Genomic DNA, 13,134 nt, shown 5'->3' with positions numbered 1-13,134 from the left:
TTGGCGGCGCCTTTGATCAAAAAGTGCGCAATTCTAGCGGCAGGCAACGTTCTTGACCAGCCCGCTGGCAAGCTGGTCAATGCGCAGGTTCTGAGTTTGTCTTGGTGATGAGGTTGGCGCGGCATTTGCGCCATTGGCCAGTTGGGATGCTTGCCTTGATGAGGGGTGAGCCGTGCGTTGCTTTAGTTGCGGCCAGGCAACATACGCGTCAGCGTGTTGTCGTGGCTTATAAAGTGGTGAAACAACCCGGCTGCGGCATGCAGACCGATCAGCCAGTAGCCAGCGGTGCCCGCCCACTCGTGCACTTCCTTCATGGTTCTGGCCAGGCCCGGGTTTTTGCCAACCAGGGCGGGCAGCTCCATACCGAAGAAGGGTATGGGTTTGCCAGCGGCGCTGAGGGTCAGCCAGCCGGCCAAGGGGGCGCCGATCATCAGGGCATACAGCGCCCAGTGCATCAGCTTGGCCGACGTTGCCTGCCAGGCGGGTGCGCTGCTGCTGATTTTCGGCGAGGGGCTGACGAGACGCGCCAGCAGGCGTAACCAGACCAGCAGAAAAATACTCATCCCGAGCATGAAGTGCCACTGCTTCAGTAGATCGCGGTATTCACTGCCTTTGGGGAAGTTGCCTTTGAGTTCTATGCACGCATATACGCCGGCAATCAGGATCAGCATCAGCCAGTGCAGGCCTATAGACAGGCTGCCGTAGCGCGCCTCGGAGTTTTTCCAGGTCATCTCAGTTCCTCTAGCTCTATCAGTTGAAGGTTTTGAGGCAACGGTAGCCACGCAACCTTAAGCGAACCTGAACCTGGTTCACTTGTTTGTGAGCGGGCTCTGGCGTTGCTGGACGGTTTGTTGGGGCGGGGCATAACTCGTGGCTAGATGGGGCTTGAGCGGATCCAGGCTGTCTGCACTCAGACTTTCACTCGACTGAGTGGGCGACTGGGGGCTGCGGACTTTTGGTGGGCGGTTGCGCGTGTACAGGCTGAGTTTGCGGCGCCGGGCGGCTCCATAGCAGCAGAATGGCCCCTAGGAACACGACAAGGATGAGCAGCAGAATGTGACGCCAATTACGTTTAGACATGGTGTCCTCAGCGTTTGACTTGGCCGGTGAGTCTGCCGGCAATCAGCGCAGCGGTATGGGTCAGTGCATCCTGAGGGTAGGGGGCGGCGTGTAGGGCACACTCTAAAGTGTAGCGCAGCTCCTCTGTGTCCCAAGGCAAAGTGCTCGGCTCGAAGAGCGGCAAGCCGACGCGGGCTTGAGGCGGGCAGGGAGCGCTCAAGCTTATAAGGTTGAAGGTTGCTTCCTATGAGCCAGGCGCGCTTTGAGTATCTGAAGGGCGTTGCGGCCCGGGGGTAATCGTGAGCGCATCGCAAGAGTTTGCAGAAGACTAGCGTTGCGATGGTTAGAAACGAAAAAGGCCACTCGTTTGAGTGGCCTTTTTGATATTTGGTTGCGGGAGCTGGATTTGAACCAACGACCTTCGGGTTATGAGCCCGACGAGCTACCAGACTGCTCCATCCCGCGCCGGCCATTCTACTCAGGAGCGCGTTGTTGTCAATCGATTATTGCTTTTTAATCAATTACTTAAATGATGGCGGAGCGCAGAAACAAAAAAGGCCACTCGATTGAGTGGCCTTTTTGATATTTGGTTGCGGGAGCTGGATTTGAACCAACGACCTTCGGGTTATGAGCCCGACGAGCTACCAGACTGCTCCATCCCGCGGCGCCTATTCTAGCCTTGTAATCGATTTCGTCAAGCGTTTCCTCCGAAAAACTGTTGTTTGTTCAGATGTTTAGGCTTGGATGGCGAGCTTGTTGGGGGGCTAACCCCTGTGGGATGAGGTGTTGCGGTTGCGGGATAGCAGGGCCGTGAAGAGCGTCGTTTTTTATCGGCGGGGGGCTGTTCGTTGACGTAAGGCGTCAGTCGGCCATTGGGTTGCCTGGATACTTACGGTGCAGTACTCGGGCTGCNNGCAGCCCGAGTACTGCACCGTTGACCGGCTGGTATTGGTGGCTGAAAGAGTGGAGCAGGGGTGTTGAGTGAAGCTCTGCTGGCGCAGATTTATACCCCGGAGGTATCGCGCGTGCCGAACACCACCATGGTTTTGCCTTTGGCGTAGATCAGTTCCTGTTCCTGCAGGGTTTTGAGCACGCGGCCAACGATCTCTCGTGAGCAGCCGGCGATGCGGCCGATTTCCTTGCGGGTTACCTTGATCTGCATGCCATCTGGATGAGTCATCGCGTCGGGTTGCTTGCACAGGTCGAGCAGGGTGCGGGCGACACGTCCGGCGGCATCGTGGAAGGCTAGGTCGCCGAGTTTGCGTGTGATGTTGCGAAGGCTTGCGGCCATCTGGTTGCCCAGAGCATAGAGAATGTCTGGGTCTTGCTGGGTCAGTTCACGGAACTTGGTGTAGCTGATCTCGGCCACTTCGCACTTGGTTTTGGCTCGCACCCAGGCACTGCGTTCTTTTTCCGCGCCTTCTTTTTCAAACAGACCTATTTCGCCGAAGAAGTCCCCGGGATTGAGGTAGGCGATGATCATTTCACGGCCATCTTCGTCTTCGATAAGAATGGTGACTGAGCCTTTGACGATATAAAACAGGCTTTGGGAGCGATCACCTGCAGAAATAATGGTGTTTTTCGCCGTATAGCGGCGGCGGTAGAAATGGGTGAGGAGCTTGTCGAAATTTTTTATTCTAGGTGTGAGGGTAATAGCGACCATGCCGATTCCCGAATATAAAAATGAGCTTTTGACCAGAAGAAAAATGTTTTATTCGCCGTCAAATCGAGTGTGCCACGTATTTGGCGTCAATTTAGTGTGCATGCGCAAGGGGCGGCGAATTTTGAGACTTACCTAACATCTTGCCGGGGAGGTTTCTGTCTAGCAGGTGCATGCCAGGCTAGCGTAATCGGGGGTGTAGCCTAAGCGCTGGTGAGTTACGCGGGTGTCAGGTGTTGGCTGGCTTGAAGGCCACATGGCTGCGTTGTTTGGCTGACCGGCTTACCTCAGTGTTTTCGATTTCTGATCGCTATTGCCGCGACTATATCGTCCGCTCCATGTTCTAGTCGTGCTGGAAGGAGGGAGTCATAGACTTGCTCTGTGGTTATCATGGCTAACTGTCGAGCGCCCACTCGTCGGAATGCTGCGCGGGGCATGTTTCTGAGGGCTGTGCGGCGCTTAATCCAATGGGAGTGCGTCAGTAAGAGTGGGGATAAATCGATTTTTCTTGATTGTCGGTCAGTAAAATCAATTGCTTATGTCTCAAAGAAAAATCATCCACGTTGATTGCGACTGCTTTTACGCCGCCATCGAGATGCGCGACGATCCAAGCCTGGCCGGTAAGCCTCTGGCGGTGGGCGGCGCGGCGGATCGTCGTGGAGTGATTGCCACCTGCAACTATGAAGCCCGTGCCTATGGGGTGCGTTCGGCGATGGCCTCCGGGCATGCGCTGAAGCTGTGCCCGGAGTTGCTGATCGTCAAGCCGCGAATAGATGTCTATAAGGCGGTTTCGCGGGATATTCAGGCAATTTTTCGCGATTACACCGAGGTCATCGAGCCGCTGTCGTTGGACGAGGCCTACTTGGATGTGTCTGACAGCCCGCACTTTGCCGGCAGTGCCACGCGCATCGCCCGGGAGATCCGCCGCAGGGTGTCGCAGGAGCTGCATATCACTGTTTCGGCAGGCGTGGCGCCAAACAAGTTTCTCGCCAAAATTGCCAGTGATTGGAAAAAACCTAACGGTTTATTCGTGATTACTCCGGATCAAGTCGAGGCGTTCGTCGCGGCGTTGCCAGTCAGCAAGTTGCACGGTGTGGGCAAGGTGACTGCGGACAAGCTGGGCCGTTTGGGGATTCGCAGCTGTGATGATCTGCATGGATGGGATCGACTCGCCTTGGTGCGCGAGTTTGGCAGTTTCGGTGAGCGTCTGTGGGGGCTGGCGCGAGGCATTGATGAGCGTCCGGTGCAGACTAATAGTCGTCGCCAGTCGGTCAGTGTTGAAACCACCTATGAGCATGACCTGCCGGATGTGACGGCCTGCTTGGCGCAATTACCCCAGTTGCTGGAAGAGCTCGATAGGCGGATGGCGCGGCTGGATCCGAGTTACCGGCCGGATAAGCCCTTCGTCAAAATAAAGTTCCACGACTTTAGCCAGACCACCCTCGAACAGGCCGGCGCACGCCGCGACCTGGACAGTTACGGGCTGTTGCTCAGCGCGGCGTTTGCCCGTGGCAACAAGCCGGTGCGGTTGTTGGGTGTGGGTGTGCGCCTGCATGATCTGCGTGGCAGACAAGAGCAGCTGGAGCTGTTTGCGCCGTAGGCTGGGAGAGGCGCGCGTGGGTGGTCCAGGCAAGCAGTCGGATCTGGCGCGGCGCAACCTAGCATTGCAGTGTGGCTGCAAGCGCGGTGCTGGGGTACGCGGCGTCCAGAGGCGCCGCCGGCTGCACGGTAGTGGTGCGCGGCGCGGCTCAGGGCTCCCTTTCGCCTCGTGGCTCAGCCTTCTGCCGGCCAGAGGCGTAGCGGTTTGCCGGCAGCGGGCCACAGGCGCAGTTGCTGGATCGGCGAGACGTCCCAGCGCTGCACCTTGGCCAGGTTTGCGAGGAACCGTGCTTCCTGCTCCATCAGTGCAGGAGCGCAGAGCTTGCGGGTGCTGCCAGCGGCGCCGAAGCTGAGTTTGTCACCGGCCAGGGTATAGCTGGCGAACCAGTGGTTACAGCCTGCGTTGCCATAGGCGCGGCCGTCTTCTCCGAGGGTCAGGCTCAAGCGGCTGCGGTCGATCAGCGGACGCTCGCCGATCCATTCCACTTGATAGGTGCGCTCGGTCTCAAGCTGCACCGGGGCGGTGGCGCAACCCAGCAGGCTGGTGGCGAGCAGGCCGAGGGCAATGATGCTGCGGCTCATGGTGCTGCCTTTTTACAGCTGGGGCACAGGTGCTGGCCTTTCTCGTTGCCCCAGCCTAGCTCGTGAATCCGCGTGGCGGCAGCCAGGGTCTGGGCCTGCTTGCCGAGGGTGGCGTCGACGGCGAATTCGAAGTCCAGCAGCTTGGCGCACGCATCGCACTTGACCTGCCAGGTATGGATGGCCAGTTCCTTGAACGCTGGGCCCTTGGTCACCGCCAGCCATTGGCCGGGCGGATTGATCAAATGACGGACCTTTTCCACTTCCAGGCGCATGTGCAGGTCACGGCTGCCTTTGAGGCTGACCAGCAGGCTGTCGCCGTTGTGGATCGAGCCACCATTGCCGGTGACCTGATAGCGGCCTGGCGCCAGAGCGCGGCATTCAATCAGGGTGTGCTCGGGATTGAGCAGGTTGTAGCGAAAGTCGTGTTCGGCCATGGGTCCTCCGGGCGAGGCGGCTATTCTAGCCTAGGCGGAGTCTGGGAGGGTGTGTGGGTTAAGCCCGGTGATCGCTTCGTTTTTGGCGCCGAGCAGGGCGCGGCATGCCCCTCCGTGGGCGGAAATACAGAGGGCGTGCCTGCGCATCAGACGTCAAACCGGGCTTCACTGGCCAGCCGCTCAATGGCCGCGTCCAGCTCATCCAGTGCGCTGTGGACGGCGGGGTCATTCTGCTTGAGCAGGGTCTCGCTGCGCTGGCAGGCCGCGCGCAGATGGGGCACCCCGCAATAGCGGGTGGCGCCGTGCAGGCGGTGGATGCGCTCGATCAGGGCCTTGAGTTCACCGCTCTCGCGCGCCTGGCGGATGGCCTGGCGATCCGCTGCCAGCCCAGCCAGCAGCATGCTCAGCATGTCGGCGGCCAGATCGGCTTTGCCCGCGGCCAGGCGCAAGCCCTCGGCGGCATCCAGGACGCTTAACTCATGGCTTGCAGTCGGGGGCTGGTGGCGGCGCTCGGGTCCCTGGTGGCGCAGTGCTAGTCCGGTCCATTTGAGTACCACCTGGGCCAGTTGCCGCTCACCGATGGGCTTGCTCAGATAATCGTCGAGGCCGCTTTGCAGCAGGGCGCGCTTTTCGTTGGCCAGCGCATGGGCGGTGAGGGCGACAATAGGCACAGGTGACTGACCCTGCTTTGTCTCCCACTGACGAATCGCTTCGGTGGTCTGGCGGCCATCCATGCCCGGCATTTGTACATCCATGAAAATCAGATCGAAAGTTTCCTGCTTGGCTAGTTCCAATGCCTGGTAGCCGTTGTCGGCGGTGCTGACCCTGGCGCCCATATCATCCAGGAGGGTTTGCACCAGCAGCAGGTTGGCCGGGTTGTCATCGACACAGAGCACCCGTGGTGCGCGGCTGGGCGCTGGGGGGTTGGTTTGCGGGTAAGTCTGGCGTGGGCTGATCAGCTCGGCTAGCACGTGTTGCAGCTTGCGGGTGCAGGCGGGTTTGGCTTGCAGTTGGCTGTGGGCGTCGGGCAGGACCTGGTGATAGAGCGCTTGTTCGGTGGTCGGGCACAGCGCCACAGCCTTGCAGCCATGCTGCTCGAGAACGCTTAACCGTTCCCCGAGATGTTCCGGGGGCAGCACCTGGGCGGTAATGCCCAGTACGGCGAGCTGGATCGGCTGGGTGCCATGGCGCGCCGCAGCGACAGCTTCAATCAGTTGACCTAGGTCGGCAAAGACACTGACCTGTAAGCCACAGTCCTCCAGCTGATGCTGCAAGACTTGGCGTGACAGTTCATGACTTTCCAGAATGGCCGCATGACGGCCTAGCAGTGGCGGGCGTGGCAAGTCTTCGGCATCGTCGCGGGCTTTGGGCAGGTTCAGGGTTATCCAGAACTCGGAACCGTGGCCAGGGTTGCTGTGCACGCCAATTTCGCCGCCCATCTGCTCAATCAGGCGTTTGGAAATCACCAGGCCCAGGCCGGTGCCGCCGGCCTGGCGCGATAGCGAGTTGTCGGCTTGGCTGAAGGCCTGAAACAGGGCGCGCAGATCCTCTTCGGACAGGCCGATGCCGGTGTCCTGCACACTGATGCGCAATTGCACGCGGTCGGCGCTTTCGTCTTCGAGCATGGCACGCATGACGATGCTGCCTTCGCGAGTGAACTTGATCGCATTGCTCACCAGATTGGTCAGGATCTGCTTGAGTCGTAGCGAGTCGCCCACCAGGGCCAGGGGCGTGTCGCGATAGACCATGCAGAGCAGCTCCAGCTGTTTTTCGTGGGCGGCCGGGGCGAGAATGGTCAGGGTGTCTTGCAGCAGGTCACGCAGGTTGAACGGGATGCTTTCCAGCACCAGTTTGCCGGCCTCGATCTTGGAGAAGTCGAGGATCTCATTGATGATCGACAGCAGACTGCCGGCGGACTTTTCGATGGTGCTCAGGTAGTCCTGCTGGCGGGGGGTCAGTTGGCTTTTCTGCAGCAGGTTGGTGAAGCCGAGGATGCCGTTGAGCGGCGTGCGAATCTCATGGCTCATGTTGGCGAGGAATTCGGATTTGATCCGGCTGGCCTCCAGGGCTTCCTTGCGCGCGAAGTCCAGTTCGATGTTCTGGATTTCGATGGTTTCGAGGTTCTGCTGCACGTCTTCGGTGGCTTGATCGATGCTGTGCTGCAATTCTTCCTGGGCGTTCTGCAAGACCTCGGCCATGCGGTTGATGCCTGAGGCCAGTTCGTCCAGTTCGTGGCTGCCAAGGGGCGGCAGACGAGTTTCCAGGTGGCCGTCCTTGAGCTTGGCAACGCTGTGTTTGATGCGTCGTAACGGCTCATTGATGCTGCGGCTCATGCGCAGGGCGAGCAGGGCGGTGACGATCAGCCCGGTGGCGATCAGGAGCAGGCTGGTAAGCAGGCTGCGATAACCGCTAAGCAGGGTGTTGTGGTGCGACAGCTCCAGTTCGACCCATCCCAGCAGGCGAGTACTGTCATCTGCTCTCGGTTCACCACTAAGGCTCAGATGGTTTTCGAGCACGGGCAGGAGAAAGTGCGTGACGTCTTGGTTGCTGCGCAGCGCTGGGGGCATGTCATCGCCGCTGGCTATCTGGTTGAGCATGCTCGGTCCGGCGTGCGCCATACGGGTGCGTTCGGCACTGAGGAAGCTGACGGCGCGTACATCCGGTTGTTCCAGGGTCTGGGTGGCAATGCGCTGCAGCAAGAGAGTGTCGCCGCGCAGCAGTGCCGGTGCGGCCAGGGGCGCCAGTTGTTCGCTGATCATCTGCCCGCGCTGGAGCAATTGGGCCTGCAGATCCGACAACTGCACCCAGGTGAAGTAGCCGCCGAGCACCAGGGCCAATAGGCTGGTCGGCAGTAGAGTGAGCATCAGTACGCGGCCTTTGATGCCTAATTCCTTGAACACTCGCTTGCTCCTGCGTCGCTTATTCGATGAACTCAGGCCGGCAGTGTAGCGCCTGGCTTGGGGTGGACAAGAGGGTGAGTGCCGCCCTTATCACCGGCTGCAATAAGAGGTGACCGTGTCGAGTTATGGCCACCGGCGGTTTGCCGCTATCATAGGCACCCCTCTTGCCGTCCGGACTCGATCGACGCCATGACCCTGCACTATCCCACCATCGCCGACTGCGTCGGCAACACCCCGCTGGTGCGTTTGCAGCGCCTGCCTGGTACGACTTCCAATACCTTGCTGGTGAAGCTGGAAGGTAACAATCCGGCGGGTTCGGTAAAAGACCGCCCGGCATTGTCGATGATCACCCGTGCCGAGCTACGCGGTGAGATCCGCCCCGGCGACACCCTGATCGAAGCCACCTCCGGCAACACTGGCATCGCCTTGGCGATGGCGGCGGCGATCAAGGGCTACGAACTGATCCTGATCATGCCGGATAACATGAGCGCCGAGCGCAAGGCGGCGATGACCGCCTACGGTGCCGAGCTGGTTCTGGTGTCGCGCGAAGACGGCATGGAGGGCGCTCGTGATCTAGCCGAGAGCCTGCAGCGTGGCGGTCGCGGCAAGGTGCTCGATCAGTTCGCCAACGGCGACAATCCCGAGGCGCATTACACCGGCACCGGTCCGGAAATCTGGCGTCAGACCCAAGGGCAGATCACCCACTTCATCAGCTCCATGGGCACCACGGGTACCATCATGGGCGTGTCGCGCTACCTCAAGGAGCAGAGTGCAGAAGTGCAGATCGTTGGTCTGCAGCCGATGGAAGGCGCGGCGATTCCTGGTATCCGCCGCTGGCCGCAGGAATACCTGCCGAAGATCTACCAGGCCGAGCGGGTCGACCGGATTATCGACATGGCCCAGCGCGAGGCCGAGGACGTGATGCGTCGTCTGGCCCGTGAGGAAGGCATCTTCTGCGGGGTGTCCTCCGGTGGTTCGGTGGCGGCCATGCTGCGCTTGTCGCAAGAAGTGGAGAATGCCGTGATGGTGGCGATCATCTGCGACCGCGGCGACCGTTACCTGTCCACTGGCGTGTACGACACGCCGGATACCTGATGGCTAAGAAAATCAGCGGTCTGCGCTTTCAGCCCAGTGGCGGCGTGCAGACACAGCAAGTACCCGTGGGCAAGAAGCAGAAGCTCGCGATCGAGCGGCTGGCTAACGACGGTCGTGGCATTGCATTTAGTGAAGGGCGCACCTGGTTCGTCAGCGGCGCTATGCCGGGCGAGCAGGTCGAGGCCCGTGTGCTGGCGGCGCGCAGCAAGGTGGTCGAGGCGCGTGCAGAGCGGATTGTCAGCGCCAGTCCCGAGCGTCGCAGTGAGCCCTGCGCCCATGCGCGCAGCTGTGGTGGCTGCAGCGTGCAGCACCTGACCTATAGCGACCAGTTGGCCCTGAAACAGCGCCTGCTCGTTGAGCAATTCAGTCGCCTGGCCGGTTTGCAGCCTGAGTACTGGGCCCCCCCGTTAGTGGGGCCAGAGTTCGCTTATCGCCGCCGTGCCCGGATTGCCGTGCGTTGGGATGTCAAAGCCAAACGGCTGGATGTCGGCTTTCGCGCCGCAGCCAGTCAGGACATCGTTGCCATTGACGATTGCCCGGTTCTGGTACAGCCCTTGCAGCCGATTCTGCATGCCTTGCCGACATTACTAAGTAGCTTGGACAAGCCGCAGGCCATTGGTCATGTGGAGTTGTTCAATGGCACCGCCAGCAGCGTATTAGTGCGCCATACTTCGGCACTGGGCGAGGCGGATCTGGCCCGCTTGCAGACCTTCTGCGGCGCCCAGGGGGCGCAGTTATGGTTGCATGGCGTCGGTGAGCCGCAGCCGTTCGAGCCAGCGCAGGCCTTGGGGTATCGGTTGGATGCCTGGGACTTGCATCTGGCCTATCGGCCGGGCGATTTCGTTCAGGTCAATGCGCCGGTGAACGAGGCGATGGTGGCCCAGGCGTTAGACTGGTTAGCACCGCAGGCGCATGAGCGGGTGCTGGATTTGTTCTGTGGGCTGGGCAATTTCGCCTTGCCGCTGGCGCGCCAGGTGCGCGAGGTGATCGCGGTGGAAGGGGTGCAGACCATGGTCGAGCGAGCCGAGCAGAATGCCGCAAGCAATGGCCTGGCTAACGCGCGCTTCTTCCAGGCCGACCTCTCCGCTGAGCTGGGCGACGCGCCTTGGGCGCAGGGGGGCTTTGCCGCCGTGCTGCTTGACCCTCCACGTGATGGCGCGTTGCAAGTGGTCAAGCAGATCGGCAGCCTGGCGCCTGAGCGACTGCTCTATGTGTCGTGCAACCCCGCGACTCTGGCCCGCGACAGCGCCGAGCTGGTGCAGCAAGGTTATCGGCTGAAGCGCGCCGGTATGCTCGATATGTTTCCGCAGACTGCGCATGTCGAGGCGATGGCGCTGTTTGAAAGGCAATAGGTCGAAAGCAATAGATTGAAAGACCGCAGATTGAGATGAGTGGCGGGCAAGGCCCCTTGGCTTTGCGCCAATTGACCCTTATCTACGGTCAGCAGGGGTGCACAAGGATTGCACCTTAAGTGGTTAAACCGACCGGCGCGAAGAACGCCGGCGACTATTCGGCGTACGTGGTGTGCGCCGTAGGGAAGGTAGACAAGATGGTTCAGGTGAGAGCACATCAGCCAATCAACGTTGATGGCAGCATCAACCTTGACGCTTGGTTGGCGCATGTAGTGAGTGTCGATCCGGCACTGGATCACGAGGCGTTGCGAGACGCCTGCGACTTCGCCCGCGAGGCCGAGCAGCAAGCCAATGCCGCGCAGAATTTGTGGACCGAAGGCGCCTCCAGCTTTCGCGCCGGTCTGGAAATCGCGGAAATTCTCGCCGATCTCAAACTCGACCAGGAATCGCTGGTCGCCGCGGTTATCTACCGTGGCGTGCGCGAAGGCAAGGTGACCCTGGCTGCAGTCAACCAGCGCTTCGGTCCGGTGGTGACCAAGTTGATTGACGGCGTGCTGCGCATGGCGGCGATCAGTGCCAGCCTCAATCCGCGCGACTCTCTGGTGCTGGGGTCCCAGGCCCAGGTGGAGAACCTGCGCAAGATGCTGGTGGCCATGGTCGATGATGTGCGTGTCGCGCTGATCAAGCTGGCCGAGCGCACCTGCGCGATTCGTGCGGTGAAGGAAGCCGATGAGGAGAAGCGCCACCGGGTCGCGCGCGAAGTGGCGGACATCTACGCACCGCTGGCCCACCGGTTGGGTATTGGCCATATCAAGTGGGAGCTGGAAGACCTGTCCTTCCGCTACCTGGAGCCGGAGCAATACAAGCAGATCGCCAAGCTGCTGCATGAGCGGCGCCTGGACCGCGAGCAGTACATCAACGATGTGATGAGTCATCTGCGTGAGGAACTGCAAGCCACCGGCATCGAGGCGGACATCACCGGGCGGGCCAAACACATCTATTCGATCTGGCGCAAGATGCAGCGCAAGGGCCTGCAGTTCAGCGAGATCTACGATGTGCGGGCTGTGCGTGTGCTGGTGCCGGAAATGCGCGACTGCTACACCGCCCTGGGTATCGTCCACACCTTGTGGCGGCACATCCCCAAGGAGTTCGATGACTACATCGCAAACCCCAAGGAAAACGGCTACCGCTCGCTGCACACCGCGGTGCTCGGCCCGGGGGGCAAGGTGCTGGAGGTGCAGATCCGCACCCATGCCATGCACGAAGAAGCCGAACTGGGCGTCTGTGCACATTGGCGCTACAAGGGTACCGACGTCAAATCCGGCTCCAACCATTACGAGGAGAAAATTTCCTGGTTGCGTCAGGTGCTCGAATGGCATGAAGAGCTCGGCGATATCGGTGGCCTGGCCGAGCAGTTGCGGGTGGATATCGAGCCGGATCGGGTATACGTATTCACCCCGGACGGCCACGCCATCGATCTGCCGAAAGGCTCGACGCCGTTGGATTTTGCCTACCGGGTGCACACCGAGATTGGCCACAACTGCCGTGGCGCCAAGATCAACGGGCGCATCGTGCCGCTCAGCTACAGCCTGCAAACCGGCGAGCAGGTGGAGATCATCACCAGCAAGCACGGTACACCGAGCCGCGATTGGCTGAATGCCAATCTTGGTTATGTCACCACTTCGCGCGCGCGGGCGAAGATCGTTCATTGGTTCAAATTGCAGGATCGCGACCAGAACGTTGCCGCCGGCAAGGCCATGCTCGAGCGGGAATTAGGGCGTATGGCGCTGCCCCCGGTGGATTTCGAGAAACTGGCCGAGATGGCCAACCTGAAAGCTGCCGAAGATCTGTTCGCCTCGCTGGGTGCTGGCGACGTGCGTCTGGCGCACCTGGTCAATCTGGCGCAGCAACTGGTCGAGCCGGAACGCAGCAGCGAGCAGCTTGAGCTGATTCCACGCAAGGCGCTGGGGTTCAAGCCGGGTAAGCGTGGCGATATCCAGATCCAGGGCGTCGGCAACTTGCTGACGCAGATGGCCGGGTGCTGCCAGCCATTGCCGGGCGACCCGATCGTCGGTTACATCACCCTCGGTCGCGGGGTAAGTATTCATCGCCAGGATTGCGCTGCCGTGCTGCAACTGGGCGGGCGAGAGCCGGAGCGGATCATCCAGGTCAGCTGGGGACCAGTGCCGGTGCAAACCTACCCGGTAGACATCATCATTCGTGCCTACGACCGCTCTGGCCTGTTGCGCGATGTGACCCAGCTGTTGCTCAACGAAAAGCTCAACGTGCTGGCGGTGAATACCAGCTCGAACAAAGAGGACAATACCGCGTCGATGGCGCTGACCGTGGAGATTCCCGGTCTGGATGCACTGAGCCGTTTGCTCGGACGCATCTCGCAGTTGCCCAATATCATCGAGGCCCGCCGTCACCGGGCGACCTGAGCTGCTGCGCTC

General features: G+C 60.6%; 9 protein-coding genes and 2 tRNA genes. 4 read left to right on the top strand and 7 right to left on the bottom strand.

Going from position 1 to position 13,134, the window contains the following annotated elements:
• Positions 1–182: 182 nt before the first annotated feature.
• The 4 genes from TMS3_RS13940 to crp form a co-directional block, all read right to left on the bottom strand.
• Positions 183–731 carry a cytochrome b gene (locus TMS3_RS13940; protein ID WP_025165890.1) on the bottom strand — a complete coding sequence of 183 codons (549 nt, stop codon included), beginning with the start codon at positions 729–731 and terminating at the stop codon, positions 183–185.
• Between the two features lie 716 nt (positions 732–1,447).
• Positions 1,448–1,524: transfer RNA gene (locus tag TMS3_RS13935), tRNA-Met, on the bottom strand.
• 122 nt (positions 1,525–1,646) lie between these two features.
• Positions 1,647–1,723, bottom strand: a tRNA-Met gene (locus TMS3_RS13930).
• A gap of 339 nt (positions 1,724–2,062) precedes the next feature.
• Positions 2,063–2,722 (bottom strand): cAMP-activated global transcriptional regulator CRP, encoded by a 660-nt coding sequence (crp, locus tag TMS3_RS13925; protein WP_025165889.1) that lies wholly within the window; start codon positions 2,720–2,722, stop codon positions 2,063–2,065.
• 535 nt (positions 2,723–3,257) lie between these two features.
• Between crp and dinB the strand changes: the two genes are divergently transcribed.
• Positions 3,258–4,319: a DNA polymerase IV gene (dinB, locus tag TMS3_RS13920; protein WP_025165888.1), complete on the top strand. Its 1,062-nt coding sequence runs from the start codon at positions 3,258–3,260 to the stop codon at positions 4,317–4,319.
• 173 nt (positions 4,320–4,492) lie between these two features.
• Here the strand turns inward: dinB and TMS3_RS13915 are convergent, their stop codons facing one another.
• The 3 genes from TMS3_RS13915 to TMS3_RS13905 form a co-directional block, all read right to left on the bottom strand.
• Positions 4,493–4,900, bottom strand: coding sequence for an META domain-containing protein (locus tag TMS3_RS13915; protein ID WP_025165887.1), 408 nt, complete (start codon positions 4,898–4,900; stop codon positions 4,493–4,495).
• Complete coding sequence (locus tag TMS3_RS13910) at positions 4,897–5,334, bottom strand: hypothetical protein (protein ID WP_025165886.1); 438 nt, start codon at positions 5,332–5,334, stop codon at positions 4,897–4,899. The genes TMS3_RS13915 and TMS3_RS13910 overlap by 4 nt, the downstream gene beginning before the upstream one ends.
• A 146-nt stretch (positions 5,335–5,480) precedes the next feature.
• Entirely contained in the window at positions 5,481–8,234 is a 2,754-nt protein-coding gene (locus TMS3_RS13905) for a response regulator (RefSeq protein WP_025165885.1), read from the bottom strand.
• A gap of 189 nt (positions 8,235–8,423) precedes the next feature.
• Between TMS3_RS13905 and cysM the strand changes: the two genes are divergently transcribed.
• From cysM to relA, 3 genes are all read left to right on the top strand, one after another.
• On the top strand, positions 8,424–9,329 hold the full coding sequence (gene cysM / locus TMS3_RS13900; RefSeq protein WP_025165884.1) for a cysteine synthase CysM: 906 nt from the start codon (positions 8,424–8,426) through the stop codon (positions 9,327–9,329).
• A complete protein-coding gene (gene rlmD / locus TMS3_RS13895) occupies positions 9,329–10,681 on the top strand; it encodes a 23S rRNA (uracil(1939)-C(5))-methyltransferase RlmD (RefSeq protein WP_025165883.1) in 1,353 nt (450 codons plus the stop codon). Before cysM ends, rlmD begins: the two co-directional genes overlap by 1 nt.
• Before the next feature lie 197 nt (positions 10,682–10,878).
• Positions 10,879–13,122, top strand: a complete 2,244-nt coding sequence (gene relA, locus TMS3_RS13890; protein WP_025165882.1) for a GTP diphosphokinase — start codon at positions 10,879–10,881, stop codon at positions 13,120–13,122.
• The last annotated feature ends 12 nt before the right edge of the window (positions 13,123–13,134 follow it).

It is taken from the genome of Pseudomonas taeanensis MS-3 (assembly GCF_000498575.2).
GTDB lineage: Bacteria > Pseudomonadota > Gammaproteobacteria > Pseudomonadales > Pseudomonadaceae > Aquipseudomonas > Aquipseudomonas taeanensis.
The sequence above is the reverse complement of the archived record's forward strand: the minus strand, read 5'-3'. Positions and strand labels throughout refer to the sequence as shown.